Genomic DNA, 20,583 nt, shown 5'->3' with positions numbered 1-20,583 from the left:
CGCGTTCAAGACCCCTTGCTGTAGCGGGTCAGGAACCCGACGGCAGCGACGGCCGCGACGGTACCGATGACGCCCCACAGCACCAGCTGGAAGACCATCGACCCCAGGAACCAGCCGAACGTCATGCCGATGTAGAGGGCCCAGATCAGCCGGAAGGCGCTCCACAGCGCGACCGCGCCTGCGCTGATTCCGATGTAGAGGCTGCGCTGCCGGTCGACCCGATTGATCTGCTCTTCGATGCTGGCCGGGACGATCTTCATTTCTGACTTCCTTTCGTGGGGCGCCGCCGGATTGGCGTCGTCGTTGCGCCAAGTACAAACCGCGACGCGGGCTACCGATCCCAACGTTGTCGCGACGACGAAGGCGTCGGCCAGGCCGCGCTTGCGGCACCATGGCGAAGGTGGGTCGATGCGGTCGAGGCGCACCGCCCCGCGTTCGCGGCACTGGAAGGAGAACGCCCAGATGATGAACCCGATCAAGATCGCCACTCAGGTGGCCGAATCGCTGCTGGCGGTGGTTGGTGTGCGGGTGGGCCTCGAGGAGCCGACGTACACGCACCAACGGATCACCGACGACGTCGAGATACGCCACTACGGTCCGCGCATTGCCGCCGAGACAGTCGTCGACGCGGACCAGCACCGCGCCCGCGACGTCGGGTTCCGACGGCTGGCGGGCTACATCTTCGGCGGCAATCGGGACAATTCATCGATCTCGATGACCGCGCCCGTCAGCCAGCAGCCGAGCCGCGGCCAGCAGATCGCGATGACCGCGCCCGTCGTCCAGTCCGCCGGCGCCGAAGCAGGCTGGACGATCCGCTTTTTCATGCCCGCGAAGTGGACGATGGAGACGCTGCCCGCCCCGAACGACGATCAGGTCCGGCTCGTCACCGTGCCGCCCGCGACCGTGGCGGTGCTGCGGTTCAGCGGCGACCGCAGCCCCAAGGCGGTCGCCTCCCGAACCGGCGAATTGGTGAAGGTGTTGCGGGACAGGGGGATTCGGCCCATCGGAGAGGCGGAGGCCTGGTTCTACGACCCGCCGTGGACGCTGCCGATGCGGCGACGCAATGAGGTCGCAATTCCCATCGACCCGGCGTCGGCGGTTACGGTTTCGCGTGATGGGTGACGACAACAAGGTGGACGCGCGGCTGCTCACCGGCGTTTCGGAGACGGCGCTGCTCACGCTCTACGGAAGGGCACACCAAGCGGCGCTTCCCGACGCGATCATCGATGACCCGATGGCCACCCAGCTCGTCGACTCCATCGAGTTCGACTTCGAGAAGTTCGGCCGCCGGGGCCAGGAGATGGCGCTGCGCTCGCTCGCCGTCGACCGGTGCGCCATCGACTACCTCACCGCCCACCCCCGGGCGACCGTCGTCGCGCTCGCGGAGGGCTTCCAGACGTCCTTCTGGCGGTTGGACCGCGCACTGCCCGACCCACAATTCAACTGGGTCTCGGTGGATTTGCCCTCGGTCGTGGACCTACGGCGGCGGCTGTTGCCGGATTCACCGCGAATCACCTATCTCGCCCAATCCGCGCTCGACTACAGCTGGATCGATGCGGTCGATGACCGCAACGGCGTGTTCATCACCGCCGAGGGCCTGTTGATGTACCTGCGGCCCGACGAGGCGCTGGGGCTCATTGCCCAGTGCGCCAAGAGCTTTCCCGGCGGCCAGATGTTCTTCGACCTACCGCCGACCGTGGTCAAGAAGGTCGCACGAAAGGGGCTGCGTTCCTCCAAGCGCTACCGTGTGCCGCCGATGCCGTTCAGCCTTTCGGTGCGTCAACTGGCGCAGCTGCCACGCACCATCCCCGGAATCCGCGCGGTGCACGACGTACCGATGCCCGCGGGGCGGGGCCTGTTCTTCGGGACGCTGTACCCCGCGTTCTGGCGGTTTCCGCCGGCGAAGCCGTACCGCGGGGTTTACGCCCTCCTGGAATTCGGCTGACCTCAGCCGAGCTTGACCACCAGCTTGCCGACGTTCTTGCCGTCGAACAGCATGTTGATCGCCGTCGGCAGCTGCTCGAATCCCTCGACGACGGTCTCGAGCGGCTTGAGCTTCCCCGCCCCGATCAGGCCGGCGATCTCGCCGATCGCCTCCGGCGCGCGCCCGAAGTGGTCGAGGACGATGAAGCCCTGCACGGTGGCGCGCTGGATGAGTAGGTTCCCGAACGCGCGCGGGCCGGGCGGCGGGTCCTCGGCGTTGTAGCCGGAGATCAGGCCGCACAGCGCGACGCGGGCGCCGATGTTGAGGCGCGCGAAGATTGCGTCCATCAGGTCGCCGCCGACGTTCTCGAAGTCGACGTCGATGCCGTTGGGGGTCGCCGCGGCCAGCTGCGCGGCCCAATCGTCGGCGCGGTGGTCGACGGCCGCGTCGAAGCCCAGCTGGTCGGTGAGCAGCGCACACTTCTCGGGACCCCCGGCGATCCCGACGACGCGGGCGCCGGCCGCCTTGGCGAGCTGCCCGGCGACGGAGCCCACCGCGCCGGCCGCCGCGGAGACGACGACGGTCTCGCCGGGCCGGGGCTTGCCGATGTCGCGGATCCCGATCCACGCGGTGAGCCCGGTCATCCCGAGGGCGCCGAGGTAGGCGCTCGGCGACATGCCGGGTGCCACTTCCACCGGGTTAACCATCGCGGTGTCCGTGAGCACCGCGTACTCCTGCCAGCCGAGGAGCCCTTGCACCTGCTGTCCGACCTGATAGGCGGGGCTCTTGGACGCGACCACCTCGCCGATCCCTGCGGCGCGCATGACTTCGCCGAGCCCAACCGGGGGCAGGTAGGTCGGGGTGTCGTTGATCCACATGCGGTTCGTCGGGTCGAGCGAGATCCAGTCGACACGCACCAGCGCCTCGCCGTCGCCGAGCTCGGGGATCGCCTCTTCGGTCAGTTCGAAAGTGTCGGGGCCGATGCGGCCGGTGGGGCGTTCGCGAAGCAGGAAACGACGGTTTCGATCGGTCATATGCGCACCGTACCCTTCAACAATGGGCCCGCCGGACGGAAGGTTTTGTGCGGTGAACGTGATGTCGCGAGTGGTCGCTGTCCCCATCGCCGCGCTGACGATCGCGGCGCTCTCGCCGCCCGGGTCGGCCACCGCGGACCCGCCGCCCACCCAGCAGATCACCGTCATGGCCGTGGGGCCCGATGGCCAACCGATCAACGGCTACCGGGAGACACCCCCGGAGGGCAACGTCGTCATGGTCACCTGCGACACGGCGTCACCATCGGCGGTGGACGACAACGTGTACTCCTGCTCGCCGAGCGCGGCCGGGGCCGGCACGTGTTGGCCGTCGACGCCCGGATCACTGCTGTGCGTCGACGATCCGTGGGAGCGGCAGCTGCATCGGGTGAAATACGGGGGTTCGCTCCCGCCGGTGCAGCCGACCGCGAGCCCGGACCCCTTCGCTCTGACCCTCGACGACGGCACGCGGTGCCGGCTGCGCAACGGCGGCGCCTGGGGCCTGCGCGCCGACGGGTACGAGGGCATCTACTGGTGCGGCGCCGGCAACCCCGAGGTGCTGTGGCTGCCCAGCCAGGGCCCGGGGACGTGCATCGACCGCTCCGCGCCGGCGTGGACCGTCAAGGTTGGCCAGCTCGGCGCACCCGGTGCCGTCTTCCCGCCGCCGCAGACCCGCACGGTGACCGAGGCGTGGTTCGCCGGGGGCAAGGCCGGCCAATAGGCCGGCGGGGTTGCGCTGCTATAACGCAGGTATGTCTACCCCCAGGCACACCATCACCCATGTTTCGGACACGGCCCGCTGGACGGCGTTGCACCGGGCGACCGAATCGGCCCGCCCGGACGCGCTGTTCAGCGACCCGCTGGCCGAGCGGCTCGCCGGCGAACACGGCCGCGAGATCGTCGCCAACGTCCCGCGATCGACCCGCAACGGCTGGTGGCTCGTCGCGCGGACCAAGCTCATCGACGACGCGATCGCCGACGCGATCGCCGGCGGCTGCGATCGGGTGCTCAATTTGGCCGCCGGCCTGGACACCCGCCCGTATCGGCTCGACCTTCCGGCCGAATTCACCTGGGTCGAGGCGGATCTGCCGGACTTGCTCGCCGAGAAGACGCAACTGCTCGCCGATGAGACGCCGCGGTGCCGACTGACCCGGATGGCCGTCGACCTGGCCGAACCCGCGGCCCGCGACGCCTTCCTCAACGAGGCCCTGCGCGGGGCCACCAAGGCGCTGGTGCTGACCGAGGGGCTGCTGATGTATTTGGAGGCAAGCGACGTCGCCGCGCTCTCCGCGGCGATCAAGCGGCCCGAGGTCGCGTGGTGGATGCTCGACTTCGCCGGCCCGGGGCTGAAGAAGCTGATGAACAAGAAGATGGCCGGCATGATGCAGAACGCGCCCTTCAAGTTCGCGCCGGAGAACGGTCTGGCCTACTTCGAAGACCTGGGCTGGCGCACAGTGGAGGTGCAGGCGCTGTATCTCGCCGCTTACCGGTTTCACCGCCTGCCGCTATGGATGCGCCCGCTGGCCTGGCTGCCCCAGCCCGACCCGCGGCACCCGGGCGGCAGGGCCTGGAGCGCGACGGCCCTGCTCACGCACTGAGCGCGCTTACCAGACGCGGATCCAGTCGACGAGCATGTCCGCCGGGTAGCTGCCCGGTCCCGGGTCGCCGCCACCGGAACCCGCCACCGCCAGATTGAACACCGGATAGACCGTGTAGCCCGGCCCGTTGAACGGCCAATCCGGCAGCGAGCTGGCCGGGACGTCGAAGTACGGCTGGGCCCCGTCGGTGTAGTCCTTCCAGAACCGGATGCCGGCCGCGTCCCATTGGGTGCGCCAGGTGTGCCAGCCGCTGTCCATCGCGATGTTGTGGGTCTTCCATTCGCCGCCGTTGGCCTTGGCGTGGACGGTGGTGGCCGAGGGCCAGCTGCCGTTGCCGTACCACTCCATGACGTCGATCTCGCCCTGGTCGTCGTTGCCGAGCCAGTAGGCCGGCCATGCGCCCGCCGTCAGGCAGTTGAGCTTGATGCGGGTTTCCCAGGTATGGCCGACGCCACCCCGCCACAGGCTTTGGACCTTGCCGCTGTAGTAGGTGGGGCCGTCCTTGGCGGCGCGCAGCACCAGGTTGGAGTTGCCGTCGAGGAAGACGTTGTGGCGGTCGTCCCGGTACTGCCCGATGTGCTCGGGCAGCTCCCAATACGTCGGGTCTTTGATCGTCTCGCGGGCCTTGGCGATCGTCCATTTCGAGGCATCGGGCGCCGAGCCTGCGGGGCCGTCGAATTCGTCCTGGAAAATGTAGGTTCCGGTTTGGCCGCTGGGCGCGGCGGGCGGGGGTGCGGTGCCGCGCCCCACGGGGCGCGCCCCTGCTTCCGGCGCAGGCAGCGCGGCTGCCAGCACGCCGATCCCGGTCGTCAACATCATGCGGCGGCGGTCCATCTTCGGCATAGGCAAGCGACCATAGCAGCACGGCGTGTGCGAAGCCGAAACGGGAAATGTGTCGGTGCCCGCCGATAAAGTTTCGGATCGCCGGCGGGCCAGCACGGACGGCGGCGCGACGGTGGCCGAGCATTAGCCCAAATTCATGGCTAATTCTCAACTCGTTGGATGGTTTGGTCTCAGGATCGTCCGGGCATCCTTGAGATCACGAGCCGATAACCACTAGTCGTAGCTTTTGCCGGTGGCACTGAGAGGAGTTAACGATCGTGGCTAATACAACGGGAGCGAACGTTATTTTCCTTCAGTCCCACCCGGTATGGACCGCGGCCCAGCGGCACGAACGCGAACGCAGCGAGGCGATGCGCCGCCACCCGGCCTTCCTGGCCCGCCAGCATGCCGCGGCGGCCGGCGGCGAGGTCATTCCGCTGGTCCGCGACTTCAAGCTGTACTCGAGCACCAACACCCCGGCCTGAATTTCGCGCGCAAACCGCGCAATAGCCCGCGACAGAACCGGCCACTAGGGTCCGCAAACGAGTGTTGGGCCCCGAAAACGATCCGATAACTCGGAAATCTCAGTGCAGCCGACCGACTTAAACTCTTACCGGGCGTAGTAGATGGCTTCGTTGGCGCTAGCCGCGCCCGACTTTCACCGATCGAGGCGCGATTCCGGCGTAATCCGCCGGCGGATCGCTCAGAGCTTGCCGGCGACGAAATCGGCGGCCTGGTTGGCCATGCCCGCGTCGATGTACGCGCCGGCCAGATGTTGAGGCCAATTCGCTTTCCACGTGTTGGGGTCCGCCGGGTTGCAGATGGGATCGGCGCCGTGGCACAGCTCGATGGTCCGGTCGTTGTAGATCGGGCTGAAGTTCGTGATGGGGCCCACCCATTGGCTGCCGTTGCCGAACAACGCGACGGCCGCGATGTGCTGATCGGTTCCCGCGGGCAACGGGCTGTCGAAACCGAACGCGCCGATGGGCGCGGCGAGCACGACGTCGGTGACCGCCGCACCCAGCGAGTAACCGCCCAGCACGAGGCGAGTGTCGGGACAGTTGGTCACCATGTCCTGCACGTGGTGGCTCATGTCGTTGGCGCCCTGGGCCACCTCGGTGTCGGCGGGGTAGTTCACGGCATACACGCTGATGTTCTTGTTGACCTTGGATCGCAGAGCGCTGATGAACGCGTTGCCCAGCGTTCCCACTCCCGGCGATTCCATCCGGCCGCGGGCGAACACCACCTGCACCGGTGGGCAACCGGCGGCCGCGGCCGGTCGGGCGGCCCCCGGCGTGCCGGGCGGGAGGATCGCGGCGGTCAGCGTCAGCGCCCCAACGGCGAGGAGGGCGTTGACACATTTACGAACAGGTAGGGCGCGCACAGCACGATGGTAAAGCGGTCCCGCTCCGGCCGCTGGGCAACGGATGGAGACCGCTCGATGCACGGCCGACCACCGTGCCGGCTCCGGCGAGGCAGACGATAGGTTCGGCTGATGAGTCACGCCGATGCCAGTGCGCCCGAGCGCTTGTTCGCGCTGGCCGAGCAGGTGCGGGGTTTCCTGCCCGCCGACGAGGGGCGCGCGCTCTACGAGGCCGCGCTGCGGTATCTCGACGGCGGCATCGGTGTCGAGATCGGCACCTATTGCGGCAAATCCACCCTGTTGCTCGGTGCGGCGGCCCAACAGACCGCCGGCGTGCTGTACACGATCGACCACCACCACGGCTCCGAGGAACATCAGGCCGGCTGGGAGTACCACGACGCCTCACTGGTCGACGAGGTCACGGGCCTGTTCGACACGCTGCCCGCGTTTCGCCACACCCTCGACGCCGCCGGACTCGACGACCACGTCGTCGCCGTCGTGGGGAAGTCCCCGGTCGTGGCCTCCGGGTGGGGGTCGCCGCTGCGGTTTCTGTTCATCGACGGCGGCCACAGCGAGGCCGCCGCCAACCAGGACTTCGACGGATGGGCCAAGTGGGTGGCGGTCGGTGGCGGGCTGGCCATCCACGATGTTTTCCCCGACCCAAAGGACGGCGGCCGACCGCCGTACTACATCTACTGTCGCGCAATCGATTCCGGCCAGTTCCGGCAGGTTTCGGCCACCGGCTCGCTCCGCGTGCTCGAACGGGTCAGCGGTATCCCGGGGGAACCCATCCCATAGGAGTCATCCCGCGCAATGTCAGTGCGCTTTCGCCTCAACCGATCTGACTGAGCAGCGCGCCCATGTCGGCGAGATCCCAAACCTCGGCGAACTTGCCGTCTTGCACCCGATAGATGGTGAACTCGGAGATGGCCACCCGCCGACCCGTGGCCGGAATGCCCTGAAAACTGCCCCGGTGGGTGCCGGTGACCGAGAAGTGCAGCGCGATGAGGTCCCCGTCGACCGCCAGATGCCGCAATTCCCAATGCCAATCGGGAAAGGCCGACACGAGCGGCGCGAACTGCGCCGCGACGGCAGTCGGCTCCATGGGTGCGTCGTTGACCGTGATCGTCGGCGCGTAGAAGGTCGTCATTCGTTCGAAGTCGTGCGAATTGCAGGCATCCAGATACGACAGATAAAGCGTTCGCAGCGCGTCGGCACTCACCGGCCGGGCCCGGCGCCGACGCATTCGCAGTCGAAGTCCGTCTGCAGGCCCAGGGGCAGCCCGTGGCCGCGAAAGATCCCGGCGCCCGCGGTGGTGTTCGACAGCGCGTCGGCGGCCAAAATCATCGCCGCCCCCGTCCACGTTGTGCGCTCCTCGGGCCACCGCTTACCGTCCGCGAACACCAATCCAGTCCAGTAGGAGCCGTCCTCCTCACGGAGATGCTGCATCGCGCCGAACTGCCGGTGGGCGGCCGGCCGTTGGCCGATGGCCTCCAGCGCCATCACCAACTCGCATGTCTCGGCGCCGGTCACCCAGGGCCGGTCGGCGACGCAACGAATGCCCAACCCGCCGACCACGAACTCGTCCCAGCGCTGTCTGATTCGCGCGGCCGCCTCCGGCCCGCGCAGGGCGCTGCCGAGGATCGGGTAGTACCAGTCCATCGAGTAGCGGTCCTTCTCGGTGAACGCCTCCGGGTGCGCGGCTATCGCGTGCCCGAGCCGCCCGAGCGCGAGCTCCCACTCGGGCTGGGGGTCGTCCACCAGCGCGGCCAACGCCAAGGCGCACCGGATGCTGTGAAACACGCTCGCGCAACCCGTCAGCAGGGCTTCGGTCAGCGGGCCGGCTTCGCTTCGCGCCCAACCAATCTCGCCATAGCCAACCTGCAAGTCGATGACGAAGTCGATCGCCTTGCGCACGACCGGCCACATCATTGCGGCGAAGAACCGGTCGCCGGTGACCAGCACGTGGTGCCACACGCCCGTGGCGATGTAGGCGCAGAAGTTGCTGTCGCTGTTGGCGTCCTCGACGACACCCCCGCGCAGCTGGATGGGCCAGGATCCGTCGGGGCGCTGGGTGCGCCGACTCCAGTCGAACGCGGCGCGCGCCGGTTCCAGCAGACCGGCGGCGGTGAGCGCCATCGCGCACTCCACGTGGTCCCACGGATCGGTGTGGCCACCCTCGAACCAGGGGATGGCGCCCGAAGATTCCTGTGTGGCTGCGATCGATTCCGCGGTCTGACGGCATTGGTCGGGCGTGAGGACACCCGCGACCGCCGGGGGGTTAAATCGACGCAACTGAATATCCCACAGTCGCTTGGCTTTCGGCGTGCTTGACGAAGTACATCGCGACGCTCTTGCCGACCAGCGGATTGAGCAGCGACTCGGCCAGTTGGGTGATTTTCGGCCGCTGCATCAGGTCCCACACCAAGAGCTTGTGATACGCGGACACCGCGCGGTGATCGGTGTTCGACACCCCCACGGCGCATTTGAGCCACCAGAACGGCGAGTGCAAGGCGTGCGCGTGGTGGGCGTGCGTTATTTTCATGCCCCCGCCAACGATTTTGGCGCGCAGGTCGCTGGCCCGGTAGATGCGCACGTGGCCGCCCTCGTTGCTGTGGTATTCGTCGGACAGCAGCCAGCACAACCGCTCCGGAAGCCACCGCGGCACACTGACCGCCAGGGTGCCGCCGACCTTGAGCACCCTGATCAGTTCGGCGATGGCGGCGTCGTCGTGCGGTATATGCTCCAGGATTTCCGAGGCGATCACGCAGTCGAACGTCTCGTCGGCGTACGGCAGTTTCAGCGCGTCACCGAGCACCACCTTCGCCGACGCCCCGGCGGGGGCTTCGCCGGTCTCCGCCATGGCGCGCAGAATGGTGTCCACCGAACGCAATTCGTCCGCATCCCGGTCGAACGCGACCACATCGGCGCCGCGCCGATACGCTTCGAACGCATGCCGGCCGGCCCCGCACCCCACATCGATGACCTTGGTGGCCGGCCCCACGCGGAGCCGGTCGAAATCCACGGTCAGCATTGGGCGTCACCATGGGTGGCGGCCGAGGCGGCGTTGCGTGCGATCGCCCGCTCGTACACCCGGACAGTCTGCGCCGCCACGGCTTCCCAGCTGAACACGTTGACCGCGCGGGTTCGTCCCGCCTTGCCCAGGCTCCGCCGCTTCTCCGGCGAATCCAGCAGGTCGCCGAGCGCGCGGGTCAGCGCGTCGACGTCGGCGGGCGGCACCAGCTCGGCGCACGCGCCGTCGGTGCCGAGGACTTCCGGCAACGCGCCGACCCGGCTCGCCACGATCGGCGTACCGCTGGCCATGGCCTCCACCGCGGGCAACGAAAACCCTTCGTAGAGCGACGGAATGCACGCGACCTCGGCCGACGCGAACAGCGCGGCGAGCTCGGCGTCGGAGAGCCCACTGGTGATGTGCACGATGTCGGAGATGCCGAGCTCGGCGATCAGTTTGTGGGTGGGGCCGTTGGGTTCCACCTTGGCGACGAGGCGCAGCTCGAGATCCCTGCTGGTGCGCAGCCGGGCGATCGCCTGCAACAGCGTGCGCACGCCCTTGAGCGGCGTATCGGCGCTGGCGATCGCGATGATCCGCCCGGGCTGGCGAGCCGGCGAGCCGGGCTTGAACAGTTCGGTGTTCACGCCCAGCGGCACCACGTGCAGTTGCTCCGGCGCGACGCCGAAGTCGCTGACGATGTCCGCGGCCGACGACGACGAAACCGTCAGCAGGTCCGGGATTTGGCGCGCCACTTGCTGCTGCATGGCCAGGAACCCATACCAGCGCTGCACCAACGGCTTTCGCCACCACCGCGCGGCAGCCAGGTCGAGCACCCGGTCGCGGGTGATGGGGTGGTGCACCGTGGCCACCACCGGCAGCCCCGCTTCGGCGATGGTGAGCAGTCCGGTGCCCAGGCTCTGGTTGTCGTGGACGACGTCGAAATCGGCCGTCCGGCCGGCCAGCGCCCGGGCCGCGCGCATGGTGAACGTCCGCGGTTCGGCGAACCCCGCGGTCCACGTGGTGAGCAGTTCCAACAGGTCGATCGAATCGCGGATCTCGCTGGGTCGCGGCACGCGGAACGGGTCCGGCTCGCGGTAGAGATCCAGGCTCGGCACCTTCGTCAGCCGCACCCGCGGATCGAGCAGGTCGGGGTAGGGCTGGCCGGAGAACACCTCGACGTCGTGACCGAGTTCGACCAAACCATGGCTGAGATGGCGCACGTAGACGCCCTGTCCGCCGCAATGGGTCTTACTACGGTAGGACAGCAGGGCAATTCGCATACTCAACTCTTCTTTGCTGGTGAATGACCGCGGAACAGCGCCGAACCCATCGCGGTCAACGGACTCCCGAGCTCCGTGACAGCAAACTGGACATGTGTCCAGACTATAGTTCGATTACCTAATCGAGCGCAACGAGCTCGGACGTCACCGACTCCCGGGTAAACGGTCTGACGGAATTCCGGCACGAAATGATCATGCCATTCGGCTTCTTCAGGGATTTAACCGTTCACCCGGGCCGAGGTACCCGCTGGTATACCCAGCCCGCATCGGCGGGGGAGCCGGGCATGATGCGACGGCTTCCGCCGCGTGGCCGAGGGCGGCCGAGGTACCATCGCGCGGTGCAGGATGCGGCTGCATCAGAACGGGGCGGACGGCGATCGGTGTCGCGACGCGACGTCCTCCGGCTCGCCGCTGCGCCGGCGTTCCTCGGCTTCGCGACGCTGGCCGCCGGCCCGGCGGGGCCCAAGGCGTCCGCCGCGGACATGCGGCTGATCGATTTCGCCGAGCGCCGCATCGCGCCGGACGAGATCAAATCGGCGGGCTATGGCGGTGTGGTGAACTACGTGTCGCTGTCGCGGCCGGGCGCGAATTTCGAGGCGAAGCCCATCACCCGCGAATACGCGGACGCGCTGCGCGCGGCGGGCCTGCAAATCGTCAGCAACTTTCAATACGGCAAGCCCGGCTGGCCCGATCCCTCGGACTGCACACGCGGTTACGACGGCGGCGTGGCGGATGCGCAGAGCGCCCTGCGGCTGCACGGCGCGGCCGGTGGCCCGGCCTCGGCCCCGATCTTCTTCAGCATCGACGACGACATCGACGTCAACACCTGGAATAGCGTTGCCGTCCAGTGGTTCCGGGGAATCAATTCGGTGCTGGGCGTCGGCCGCACCGGCATCTACGGGCACGCCGCAGCGTGCGGCTGGGCGATCCGCGACGGCGTCATCGGCAGCTCGACAACGCCCGGGCACCGGTGGGCGTGGCAGACCAGATCGTGGTCGCACGGTGACCGCGAGCCCACGGCAGTGCTCTATCAGTCCGTCGTCAACAGCCCGGCCAATCCCAGCCCGGTCCTCGGCGGGATCAACGTGGACATCGACGACGTTCTGGCGCCCGACTTCGGTCAGTGGGATCTGGCTCGGTGAGCCGTGCGTGCAGCCAGGCAACCGCGCGAACCGACACTGCAGTACCTGCGCGACGCCGGACGAATCGCCATGGCGCACAGGGGTTTCACCGCCTTCCGATTGCCGATGAACAGCATGGGCGCGTTTCACGAGGCGGCGAAGCTCGGGCTTCGTTACATTGAGACCGACGTCCGGGCAACCCGCGACGGCGTCGCGGTGATCCTGCACGACCGCACGTTCCGGTCGGAATCGGGCGAATCGGGCGCCATCGACCAGTCTTACTGGCGTGACGTCCGCCGGCTGAATCTCGGTGCGGGGGAGGCGATCCCCACCCTGGAAGAACTGCTTTCCGCACTGCCGGACATGCGCGTCAACATCGATATCAAAGCCGCGTCCGCCATCGCGCCCACCGTCGAGGTCGTCGAACGGTTGCACGCGCATGACCGGGTGCTGATCACGTCGTTTTCCGATCGTCGGCGACGGCGCGCGCTGAGTCTGCTGTCGAAACGGGTCGCCAGTTCGGCCGGCACGAGCGCGTTTCTGGCACTGCTGGCGGCGAGGACGCCGGTCGCCCGAGCGTATGCCTGGCAGATGCTGCGCGACAGCGACTGCCTGCAGCTGCCGCCCCGGCTGGGCCGCGTACCGATCATCACGCCCGGACTGGTCAGGGCCCTGCATGCGGCGGGACTCCAGGTGCACGCGTGGACCGTGGACGACCCGAACACCATGCACGCACTTTGCGATATCGGTGTCGACGGCATCATCACGGATCGCGCGGACGTCCTGCGCGACGTCCTCATCGCGCGAAACGAATGGCGGCCGCGTTAGCGCGCGGCACCTCCACGAGCCGAGGGCCCGCGGAGGTGCCGGATTGCGCTACAGCGTGGTCTTACTTCAGGTCGAACCGATCGCTGTTCATGACCTTGACCCAGGCCGCGACGAAGTCCTCGACGAACTTGCCCTTGTTGTCGTCCTGGGCGTAGACCTCGGCCAACCCGCGTAGCACCGAATTCGAGCCGAACACAAGGTCATTCGCGGTCGCGGTCCACTTGACCGCGCCCGAGGCCCGGTCGCGGCCCTCGTAGACGTTCTCGGCGGTTTCCGACGGCTTCCACTCCGTGCCCATGTCGAGCAGGTTGACGAAGAAGTCGTTGGTCAACGCGCCCGGCCGGTCGGTGAAGACGCCGTGCTTGACGCCGCCGTGGTTGGCGTTCAGGGCGCGCAGCCCGCCGATCAACACCGTCGTCTCCGGGGCGGTCACGCCCAGCAGGTACGCCCGCTCCATCAGCAGGTGTTCCAGCGGGGCCTTCTCGCCCGGCCGGATGTAGTTACGGAAGCCGTCGGCCCGCGGTTCGAGCACCGCGAACGACTCCACGTCGGTGTTCTGCTGCGAGGCGTCGGTGCGCCCGGGCGCGAAGTGCACGGAGATCTCGTAGCCGGCGTCCTTGGCGGCCTTCTCGACCGCCGCGGAGCCCGCCAGCACGATCAGGTCGGCCAGCGAGATCTTCTTGCCGCCGGATGCCGAGCCGTTGAAGTCCTGCTGGATCTTCTCCAGCACCGGCAGCACCTTGTCCAGCTCCGAGGGCTCGTTGCATTCCCAGTTGCGCTGCGGCTCCAGGCGCAGCCGCGCCCCGTTGGCGCCACCGCGCTTGTCGGTGTTGCGGTAGCTGCCCGCCGCCGACCAGGCCGTCTTCACCAGTTGCGGAACCGACAGCCCCGACTCGAGCACCTTGCCCTTCAGCGCCGCGATGTCCTGCTCGTCGACCAGTTCGTGGTCGACCGCCGGCACCGGGTCCTGCCACAGCTGCGGCTCGGCAACCCAGGGTCCGAGGTAGCGGCTGATCGGGCCCATGTCGCGATGCAGGAGCTTGTACCAGGCCTTGGCGAACGCCTCGGTCAGCTCCTCCGGGTGGTCCAGCCACCGCCGCGTGATGTCGCGGTAGATCGGCGACTCGCGCATCGAGATGTCGGTGACCAGCATCGTCGGCGCGCGGCCGGGGCCGCCGAACGGGTCGGGAATGGTGCCCGCGCCCGCGCCGTCCTTGGCGACGAACTGCCACGCATCGCCGGGGCTCTTCTGCAGCTCCCACTCGTAGCCGTACAGCGTCTCCAGGAAGGTGTTGTCCCACTTCGTCGGGGTGGGCGTCCAGACCACCTCCAGGCCGCTGGTGATGGCGTCCTTGCCGACCCCGGTGCCGTAAGAGCTCTTCCAGCCCAGGCCCTGCTGTTCGATCGGGGCGGCCTCCGGCTCCGGGCCGACCAGGTCGCCGCTGCCGGCGCCGTGGGTCTTGCCGAAGCTGTGCCCGCCGACAATCAGCGCGGCGGTCTCCTCGTCGTTCATGGCCATGCGGCCGAACGTCTCCCGGATGTCGATCGCCGCGGCGATCGGGTCCGGCTTGCCCTCGGGACCCTCGGGGTTCACGTAGATCAGCCCCATGGTGGTCGCCCCGTAGGGCTGGGCGAGGTCACGCTCGCCGGAGTAGCGCTTGTCGGTGCCCAGCCAGGTGTCCTCCTCGCCCCACAGGATCTCCTCGGGCTCCCAGACGTCCTCGCGGCCGAAGGCGAAGCCAAACGTCTTGAATCCCATGGATTCCAGCGCGCAGTTACCGGCGAAGATGATCAGGTCGGCCCAGGAGATCTTGTTGCCGTACTTCTTCTTGACCGGCCACAGCAGCCGTCGGGCCTTGTCCAGGCTCACGTTGTCCGGCCAGCTGTTCAGCGGGGCGAACCGCTGCATGCCCTGGCCGCCGCCACCCCGGCCGTCGAAGATGCGGTAGGTGCCGGCCGCGTGCCAGCTCATCCGGATGAACAGGCCGCCGTAGTGGCCGTAGTCGGCGGGCCACCAGTCCTGCGAGGTGGTCATCACCGAGATCACGTCGGCCTTGAGCGCCTCGACGTCGAGCTTGGCGAACTCCTCGGCGTAGTTCCAGTCTTCGCCGTACGGGGTCGATTTCGGATTGTGCGGCTGCAGCATCGAGGGGTCGACCTGATCCGGCCACCAGTCCCGGTTGGTCAGCGGCGCATTCGATTTCGGTGTTGGCGCCGAGATTGTGGGGTTTTCGCTTTCGCTCACAGCGTTCCTTTCGGGGTGGTGGATAAATCGGGCTGCGATCTAGGAACCAGCAGTCGAACAGTCGGGGCACACGCCCCAGTAGATGACCTCGGCCTCATCCAGGACGAAGCCGTCCAGGACGTTGTCGACGTCCGCCGGGGTGAGACAGGGCGCCTCGCCGACCGCGCAGTCGATGTCGGCGATCACTCCGCAGGATCTGCAGACGACGTGGTGGTGGTTGTCGCCGACGCGCGACTCGTAACGGGCGACCGACCCGGAGGGTTGGATGCGGCGGATCAGTCCGACCGTGCTCAGCGCATTGAGCACGTCGTACACGGCCTGGCGGGAGACATCGGGCAGGCCGACGCGCACCGCCGAGAAGATGGTTTCCGTGTCGGAATGGGGGTGGGCGTCCACCGCCTCCAGCACCGCGACCCTGGGACGGGTCACCCGGAGATCGGCCATCCGCAATCGTTCCGCGTAATCGGCCGTCGATGACACCGCACCAATATGACGCACTTATCTGGAACGAGTCAAGACTTTACTGTGAAGTGGGGCACAACTGCCGGCGACGAATGGGCTGCGTCACGTCGGCTTCAGGGCGCTACCCTTGCGCCAGTCGTCCCAGCTGAGCGTCCAGTCGCCGTTCTGCGCCAGCGTCAGCGCCGGGCCGCCGCTGTTGCGGACCTCGACCACGTCGCCGGGCACCGAGAAGTCGTAGAACCATCTCGCGTTGTCGGCGTTGAGGTTCAGGCAGCCGTGCGACGTGTCCTGGTGCCCCTGGGCCCACACCGTCGCGTCCAGCTCGTGCAGGTAGATGCCGTCGGTGCTGATCTTGGTGGCCCAGTTGATCGTTTCGCGATAACCGAGGCGCGAATTCTTGGGCAACCCGAACGTCGAGGAATCCATCACCACGGGGTTGCCCTTGTCCAGGACGGTGTAGACGCCCGGTGGCGTCCACAACGAGATGCTCTTGCCGCCGACGTCCTCGGTGCCGCCCATCCCCATCGAGGTCGGCATCGTGCGGACCAGGGCGCCGTTGTTGAAGACGCTGACTTGATGGGTGGCGTCGTCCGCGATGGAGACGTGCGCGTCGCCGATCCGGAACGACACCTTGGCGTCGTCTTGGCCGAATAGGCCTTCGCCCAACGCGATTCCGTAGATCTTGGCTTCGGCGGTGACGGTGGTGCCCGGCGCGTAGTAGTGCTCCGGCCGCCAGTGGGCGGTTTGGCCGTCCACCCAGTACCACGACCCCTCCACCTTGGGGTCAGTGGTCACCGCCAGGTGCCGCTCGGCCTCGGCCCGGTCGGCGATCTGCTCGTCGAAGTGGGCCACGACCACGGTGCCGACGCCGTAGGTGCCGCCGTCTTTGAGGGCGGCCTCCGCCGTGGTGGTGAACGAAACCTTGGTCTGGTTGGACGGCTTCAGCGTGGAGAACGACGAAACTTGCGTCGCCGCAACGCCGTTGGGGCCGCGGCTGGTGACCGTCAGGGTATATGTGCGGCCGTAGCCGAGGGGGACGGTGGGCTTCCATACGGTGTTGTCCGGGGTCATGACGCCCTGCACGGACTTGCCGCTCTCGTTGACCATGCGGACCTCGGTCAACGTCCCCGTGTCGGCCTTGACCATGACGTGGGCTACCGGATCGATGTCACGCGCGTCGGGGCCGGGCGTGATCGTGACGTGCGCGGGCCCCGGGGTGTTTGACGAGGCGCTGCGGTGACCGCAACCGGCAAGCGACGCCGCGACGACGACGACCGCCAGCACCGCGAACAGTATCCGGTTGGCGCTGCGCTCCAGAAAGGTCCGGCGGACGGGCCGATCGCTGGTCGTGGGCATCATTGAGCTGACGGATCCTTGCGTTCTGTTAGCTGCCGGGGCGCAGTCGCCGCGGGCGGGACGATGTTGTCCATCAGGTGCCACGGACGTGCGGTTTCTAAACCGACGGGCGGCGGCGCGGGGATCATGGCCTCATGGCCGACGACGAACTCGACAGTCTGTATTGGGCGGCACCGCGGGATTTCACCGGGGAGCGCACCCGATTGGCGGCCGCGGCCAAGCGCCGCGGGGACGACGCCGCCGCCAAGCGGATCTCCGCGGCCAACAAGCCGACCACCGCGGCATGGATCGTCAACCGGCTCACCCTCGCGCGCGGGGACACCCGGCAACGGTTGGCGGACCTCGGCGACGAGCTGCGCGCCGCACACGCCGCGATGGACGGCGCGCGCATTCGGGACTTGTCCGCCGAGCAGCATCGGCTCATCGGGGAGCTCACGCGGGCCGCGCTCGAGGCGGCCGACATCAGCCGGCCGTCCGCGGCGGTGCGCGACGACATCACCAGCACGCTGCAGGCGGCCATCGCCGACCCCGACGTCCGGCGACGGCTCGGCCGGCTGGCCCGGCCCGAGCAGTGGTCCGGTTTCGGCGATTTCGGGGGCGCGACCCCGGTATCGGCGGGCCAGGCCCGGTCCGCGAAGGCGCCGGCGCCGGCGGCGAAATCGGGGGCACAACCCGCCGAGCCGTCCGCGCGCGACGCGGCCGCGCGGCGGCGGCTCGAAAAGCTGACCGCCGCCGTGGCCGCCGCCGAGGGCAAGAAGGCCGACGCCGACACCGAGCTGTCGGAGCGTCAGGCCGAACGTGACGCCGCCCGCCAGCGCCGTGACGACGCGCTCGCGGCCCTGCGCACGGCCGAACGCGACGTCGACCGCGCCGAGACGAAGTACGACAAGGCCCAGCAAGCCAGCCGCGCCGCCGCAGATTTGGTTGCGGAGGCGAAAGCGCAGTTGAAGCGGGCGTGACGGCGGCCACCGCGCCGCCGCGGTGTTTCCCCGGGTTCGGGAGGGGTATTAGCCCACGCGTGACGTCTTTATGGTTGGCCAATCGGGCCGAACAGCCTTGGGCCGCAAGCCAGCTTGACGAGGGCTCCCATTCCGCGGACGTGATCGTCGTCGGCGCCGGCATCACCGGGCTGATGACGGCGGTCCTGTTGGCCCGCGCGGGCAAGGATGTGTTGGTGCTCGAGGCGCGCACCGTCGGGGCCTGCGCCACCGGCAACACCACCGCGAAGATCAGCCTGCTGCAAAGCACCCACCTGTCGAAGATCCTGCCCAGGCATGGCCGGGAATTGGCGCGCGCCTATGTCGACGGGAACCGCGAGGGCCAGGACTGGGTGATCGATTACTGCGAGTCCCACGACATACCGGTGCAGCGCGAGGACGCCTACACCTATGCCCAATCCGCCAAGGGAGTGCCGTCCACGCGCCTGGAACTCAAGGCGTGCCAAGCGGTCGGGCTGCCCGCCGTCTGGGACGACGACGCCGCCGTGCCGTTCCCGTACCACGGCGGGGTCAGGCTCGGCGACCAGGCGCAGTTCGATCCGATGCCGTTCCTGGACGCGCTGGCCAAGGAACTGCTCGACCGGGGCGGCCGGCTGGTCGAGCACACGCGGGTCCGGCGGGTGTCCAGCCGGGGCGGACGGGTGCGCGTGCACGTCAACGACGCGGCGCAGCAAGACGTCGAGTTGCAAGCCGGGCAACTGGTCCTCGCCACCGGTATCCCGATCCTGGATCGCGGCGGATATTTCGCACGCGTGAAGCCGAGCCGGTCCTACTGCATGGCCTTCAAGGTCCCCGGCGACATCACCAGGCCGATGATGATCTCCAGCGACTCGCCGACCCGCTCGGTGCGCTACGCGCCCGTCGCGGACGGGGAGCTGCTGATCGTGGGCGGGGGCGGCCACACCGTGGGCCGCAAGAAGAGCCCGACCAAGGCGCTCGAGGAACTGGCGTCGTGGACCCGCCAGCACTACCCGGGCGCCAAGCAGACGCATTTCTGGTCGGCACAGGACTACACGCCGATCGATCAGCTGCCCTACGTCGGGCCCATCCTGCCGAACACCGAAACCATCTTCGTTGCAACGGGATTCAACAAGTGGGGGATGACCAACGGTGCGGCCGCCGCGTTGGCGCTGTCGAGCCGCATCCTGGGTGGCCGGATGGACTGGGCCAAAGCGTTCGCCAGCTGGAGCCCGCACGAGTTGACGGGTCTGCCGACGGCCATGCAGGCCAACCTCGAAGTGGGCTTCGATCTGGCCAAGGGCTGGATCACCCCGCTGCTGCGCACCGGCAAGCGGAGTCCCGGCCCCGACGAGGGCGGCGTGGTGAGCGGGCCGCCGTGGCGGCTGGAGGCGCGCTGCCGTGTCGACGGCACCGAGCACCGCGTCTCGCCGGTGTGCCCGCATCTCGGCGGGATCGTGAACTGGAACGACGCCGACAAGGCGTGGGAGTGCCCACTGCACGGGTCGCGCTTCGCGCCGGACGGCACCCTGCTGGAGGGACCGGCCACCCGCGATCTGACGGCCTGAGGCGGTCAGCCGGCCTTTCGGTACACGAGCCAGCGCAACTCGATCGGCGAGTGCTCGCGCTGCACGTCGAACACGTCGAGGCCGTTGGCCCACCCCTCGAACCATCCCGTGGGTGGCCAGGCGCCCTCGGGCAGGTGCGCCTTCTCGTATTCGTACGCCGAATCGTCGGCGACCAGCTCGAGCGGCAGCCCGGACACCGCGCTCGCCAGCTGGTCGCGCGTGTAGATCATGGTGTTGCACTGCTGGCCGAGCTCCACCGCGGACGCGTCGGGGACGTAGCCTTCCCGGGGCAGGAAGGCGTTGAACACCAGGCGGCCCCCGGCGGCCAGGCAGTCGGCGGCGAGTTCGAACACGCCCCGCAACTCGTGGGTGGTTCGAAAGTCGGGCACGACTTCGGCGAGCACCATCAGCTGGTATTCGTCGTGGACGCTTTCCATCGCGGTGAAGACATCGCTCTGGATCACGCGCACGCCCAGCGATTCGCTCTGGGCCTCCGAGCGCATGATGTCGGCGAGCTTCGCCGCCATCTCGACCGCGTCCACCGGGTGGCCGCGGCGGGCCAGGGCCAGGGCGTTGCGTCCGGTTCCCGCTCCGACGTCCAACACGCGGTGGGCCGTCGGGTCGGCCGCTTCGGCGGCCAACGCCAGCACCCGCGCGTCGGGCTCGGTGCCGAACAGCGGCGGCGGACGCACGGCCACCCATTCGTCGTAGTCGGCCTCGACCGTCCGCCATTCGGCTTTGACGCGGATGTTCACGCTCGTCCCGAAGGAGGAGTTGAACGAGATGAGGATGTCCGAACGGGGAGAGGCCTTGAAACCCTTCGCCAGCTCCGCCGCCAGCGCGGTCCTGAGCTGGGCGGACTGTTCCGGGGTGTGCCAGACGCCCAGGGTGGCGCAGATGTTGCCGCACAACAGGACGTACTCGTCGAGCATGCTGGGCACGGCCGGCACCCGGATGTGACCTTCGGACGACGAACGGCGATACAACCGCCTGACCATCGCTTCATGCAGCATCGA

Annotated in this window: 22 protein-coding genes; 10 read left to right on the top strand and 12 right to left on the bottom strand. The window is 68.4% G+C overall.

What is annotated here, in order from left to right; all coding sequences use genetic code 11:
• Window positions 1-5: 5 nt before the first annotated feature.
• A complete protein-coding gene (locus A5730_RS02345) occupies window positions 6-260 on the bottom strand; it encodes a hypothetical protein (RefSeq protein ID WP_067895349.1) in 255 nt (84 codons plus the stop codon).
• A gap of 202 nt (window positions 261-462) precedes the next feature.
• On the opposite strand from A5730_RS02345, the gene A5730_RS02340 reads away from it, so the two are divergent.
• Both A5730_RS02340 and A5730_RS02335 read left to right on the top strand, forming a co-directional pair.
• Complete coding sequence (locus tag A5730_RS02340) at window positions 463-1,122, top strand: heme-binding protein (RefSeq protein ID WP_067895085.1); 660 nt, start codon at window positions 463-465, stop codon at window positions 1,120-1,122.
• Window positions 1,115-1,945, top strand: a complete 831-nt coding sequence (locus A5730_RS02335; protein WP_067895082.1) for a class I SAM-dependent methyltransferase — start codon at window positions 1,115-1,117, stop codon at window positions 1,943-1,945. Before A5730_RS02340 ends, A5730_RS02335 begins: the two co-directional genes overlap by 8 nt.
• Window positions 1,946-1,947: 2 nt before the next feature.
• Here the strand turns inward: A5730_RS02335 and A5730_RS02330 are convergent, their stop codons facing one another.
• Entirely contained in the window at window positions 1,948-2,958 is a 1,011-nt protein-coding gene (locus A5730_RS02330; protein WP_055402256.1) for an NADP-dependent oxidoreductase, read from the bottom strand.
• A 61-nt stretch (window positions 2,959-3,019) separates the two neighbouring features.
• On the opposite strand from A5730_RS02330, the gene A5730_RS02325 reads away from it, so the two are divergent.
• Window positions 3,020-3,676 carry a hypothetical protein gene (locus A5730_RS02325; protein ID WP_231994610.1) on the top strand — a complete coding sequence of 219 codons (657 nt, stop codon included), beginning with the start codon at window positions 3,020-3,022 and terminating at the stop codon, window positions 3,674-3,676.
• A 31-nt stretch (window positions 3,677-3,707) separates the two neighbouring features.
• Window positions 3,708-4,553 (top strand): SAM-dependent methyltransferase, encoded by an 846-nt coding sequence (locus A5730_RS02320; RefSeq protein WP_067895076.1) that lies wholly within the window; start codon window positions 3,708-3,710, stop codon window positions 4,551-4,553.
• Between the two features lie 6 nt (window positions 4,554-4,559).
• Here A5730_RS02320 and A5730_RS02315 read toward each other — a convergent pair whose 3' ends face one another.
• A complete protein-coding gene (locus A5730_RS02315) occupies window positions 4,560-5,396 on the bottom strand; it encodes a family 16 glycosylhydrolase (protein WP_067895073.1) in 837 nt (278 codons plus the stop codon).
• A 257-nt stretch (window positions 5,397-5,653) separates the two neighbouring features.
• Between A5730_RS02315 and A5730_RS24570 the strand changes: the two genes are divergently transcribed.
• Window positions 5,654-5,860: a hypothetical protein gene (locus A5730_RS24570; protein WP_156745652.1), complete on the top strand. Its 207-nt coding sequence runs from the start codon at window positions 5,654-5,656 to the stop codon at window positions 5,858-5,860.
• Window positions 5,861-6,078: 218 nt separating this feature from the next.
• Here the strand turns inward: A5730_RS24570 and A5730_RS02310 are convergent, their stop codons facing one another.
• On the bottom strand, window positions 6,079-6,705 hold the full coding sequence (locus A5730_RS02310; protein WP_369829849.1) for a cutinase family protein: 627 nt from the start codon (window positions 6,703-6,705) through the stop codon (window positions 6,079-6,081).
• Between the two features lie 165 nt (window positions 6,706-6,870).
• On the opposite strand from A5730_RS02310, the gene A5730_RS02305 reads away from it, so the two are divergent.
• On the top strand, window positions 6,871-7,536 hold the full coding sequence (locus tag A5730_RS02305; RefSeq protein ID WP_067895067.1) for a class I SAM-dependent methyltransferase: 666 nt from the start codon (window positions 6,871-6,873) through the stop codon (window positions 7,534-7,536).
• Between the two features lie 34 nt (window positions 7,537-7,570).
• Here A5730_RS02305 and A5730_RS02300 read toward each other — a convergent pair whose 3' ends face one another.
• From A5730_RS02300 to A5730_RS02285, 4 genes are read right to left on the bottom strand one after another with little or no spacing between them, the layout of a single operon-like run.
• Window positions 7,571-7,960 carry an ester cyclase gene (locus A5730_RS02300; RefSeq protein ID WP_197506111.1) on the bottom strand — a complete coding sequence of 130 codons (390 nt, stop codon included), beginning with the start codon at window positions 7,958-7,960 and terminating at the stop codon, window positions 7,571-7,573.
• On the bottom strand, window positions 7,957-9,033 hold the full coding sequence (locus A5730_RS02295; protein ID WP_067895061.1) for a prenyltransferase: 1,077 nt from the start codon (window positions 9,031-9,033) through the stop codon (window positions 7,957-7,959). The genes A5730_RS02300 and A5730_RS02295 overlap by 4 nt, the downstream gene beginning before the upstream one ends.
• A complete protein-coding gene (locus A5730_RS02290) occupies window positions 9,020-9,772 on the bottom strand; it encodes a class I SAM-dependent methyltransferase (RefSeq protein ID WP_067895057.1) in 753 nt (250 codons plus the stop codon). Before A5730_RS02290 ends, A5730_RS02295 begins: the two co-directional genes overlap by 14 nt.
• Window positions 9,766-11,031: a glycosyltransferase family 4 protein gene (locus A5730_RS02285; protein ID WP_067895053.1), complete on the bottom strand. Its 1,266-nt coding sequence runs from the start codon at window positions 11,029-11,031 to the stop codon at window positions 9,766-9,768. Before A5730_RS02285 ends, A5730_RS02290 begins: the two co-directional genes overlap by 7 nt.
• Window positions 11,032-11,318: 287 nt before the next feature.
• Between A5730_RS02285 and A5730_RS02280 the strand changes: the two genes are divergently transcribed.
• Window positions 11,319-12,173, top strand: a complete 855-nt coding sequence (locus A5730_RS02280; protein WP_369829848.1) for a DUF1906 domain-containing protein — start codon at window positions 11,319-11,321, stop codon at window positions 12,171-12,173.
• A 69-nt stretch (window positions 12,174-12,242) separates the two neighbouring features.
• Window positions 12,243-12,980, top strand: coding sequence for a glycerophosphodiester phosphodiesterase family protein (locus A5730_RS02275; RefSeq protein WP_082946686.1), 738 nt, complete (start codon window positions 12,243-12,245; stop codon window positions 12,978-12,980).
• 61 nt (window positions 12,981-13,041) lie between these two features.
• Here A5730_RS02275 and katG read toward each other — a convergent pair whose 3' ends face one another.
• The 3 genes from katG to A5730_RS02260 form a co-directional block, all read right to left on the bottom strand.
• Entirely contained in the window at window positions 13,042-15,264 is a 2,223-nt protein-coding gene (katG, locus tag A5730_RS02270; RefSeq protein ID WP_067895047.1) for a catalase/peroxidase HPI, read from the bottom strand.
• Entirely contained in the window at window positions 15,265-15,705 is a 441-nt protein-coding gene (locus tag A5730_RS02265; protein WP_055399182.1) for a Fur family transcriptional regulator, read from the bottom strand.
• Window positions 15,706-15,789: 84 nt separating this feature from the next.
• Window positions 15,790-17,046, bottom strand: coding sequence for an Ig-like domain-containing protein (locus A5730_RS02260; protein WP_067895044.1), 1,257 nt, complete (start codon window positions 17,044-17,046; stop codon window positions 15,790-15,792).
• 131 nt (window positions 17,047-17,177) lie between these two features.
• Here A5730_RS02260 and A5730_RS02255 point away from each other — a divergent pair, with 131 nt between their 5' ends.
• Together A5730_RS02255 and A5730_RS02250 are read left to right on the top strand one after the other, a co-directional pair.
• Window positions 17,178-18,002 (top strand): hypothetical protein, encoded by an 825-nt coding sequence (locus tag A5730_RS02255; protein ID WP_067895041.1) that lies wholly within the window; start codon window positions 17,178-17,180, stop codon window positions 18,000-18,002.
• A gap of 59 nt (window positions 18,003-18,061) precedes the next feature.
• Window positions 18,062-19,567 (top strand): FAD-dependent oxidoreductase, encoded by a 1,506-nt coding sequence (locus A5730_RS02250; RefSeq protein WP_067895038.1) that lies wholly within the window; start codon window positions 18,062-18,064, stop codon window positions 19,565-19,567.
• Between the two features lie 5 nt (window positions 19,568-19,572).
• Here the strand turns inward: A5730_RS02250 and A5730_RS02245 are convergent, their stop codons facing one another.
• Complete coding sequence (locus tag A5730_RS02245) at window positions 19,573-20,580, bottom strand: class I SAM-dependent methyltransferase (protein WP_156745651.1); 1,008 nt, start codon at window positions 20,578-20,580, stop codon at window positions 19,573-19,575.
• Between the last annotated feature and the right edge of the window lie 3 nt (window positions 20,581-20,583).

This window comes from Mycobacterium sp. ACS4054, assembly GCF_001667275.1.
Lineage (GTDB): Bacteria > Actinomycetota > Actinomycetes > Mycobacteriales > Mycobacteriaceae > Mycobacterium.
This window is presented reverse-complemented; position numbering and strand designations above follow the sequence as displayed.

Coding starts and splice junctions, on each gene's coding strand:
- A5730_RS02260 (WP_067895044.1), bottom strand. CDS start 17,046: ATGATGCCCACGACCAGCGATCGGCCCGTCCGCCGGACCTTTCTGGAG.
- A5730_RS02315 (WP_067895073.1), bottom strand. CDS start 5,396: ATGCCGAAGATGGACCGCCGCCGCATGATGTTGACGACCGGGATCGGC.
- A5730_RS02325 (WP_231994610.1), top strand. CDS start 3,020: ATGTCGCGAGTGGTCGCTGTCCCCATCGCCGCGCTGACGATCGCGGCG.
- A5730_RS02245 (WP_156745651.1), bottom strand. CDS start 20,580: ATGCTGCATGAAGCGATGGTCAGGCGGTTGTATCGCCGTTCGTCGTCC.
- A5730_RS02285 (WP_067895053.1), bottom strand. CDS start 11,031: ATGCGAATTGCCCTGCTGTCCTACCGTAGTAAGACCCATTGCGGCGGA.
- A5730_RS02320 (WP_067895076.1), top strand. CDS start 3,708: ATGTCTACCCCCAGGCACACCATCACCCATGTTTCGGACACGGCCCGC.
- A5730_RS02330 (WP_055402256.1), bottom strand. CDS start 2,958: ATGACCGATCGAAACCGTCGTTTCCTGCTTCGCGAACGCCCCACCGGC.
- A5730_RS02305 (WP_067895067.1), top strand. CDS start 6,871: ATGAGTCACGCCGATGCCAGTGCGCCCGAGCGCTTGTTCGCGCTGGCC.
- A5730_RS02290 (WP_067895057.1), bottom strand. CDS start 9,772: ATGCTGACCGTGGATTTCGACCGGCTCCGCGTGGGGCCGGCCACCAAG.
- A5730_RS02345 (WP_067895349.1), bottom strand. CDS start 260: ATGAAGATCGTCCCGGCCAGCATCGAAGAGCAGATCAATCGGGTCGAC.
- A5730_RS02275 (WP_082946686.1), top strand. CDS start 12,243: ATGGCGCACAGGGGTTTCACCGCCTTCCGATTGCCGATGAACAGCATG.
- A5730_RS02280 (WP_369829848.1), top strand. CDS start 11,319: ATGCGACGGCTTCCGCCGCGTGGCCGAGGGCGGCCGAGGTACCATCGC.
- A5730_RS02335 (WP_067895082.1), top strand. CDS start 1,115: ATGGGTGACGACAACAAGGTGGACGCGCGGCTGCTCACCGGCGTTTCG.
- A5730_RS02340 (WP_067895085.1), top strand. CDS start 463: ATGATGAACCCGATCAAGATCGCCACTCAGGTGGCCGAATCGCTGCTG.
- A5730_RS02255 (WP_067895041.1), top strand. CDS start 17,178: ATGGCCGACGACGAACTCGACAGTCTGTATTGGGCGGCACCGCGGGAT.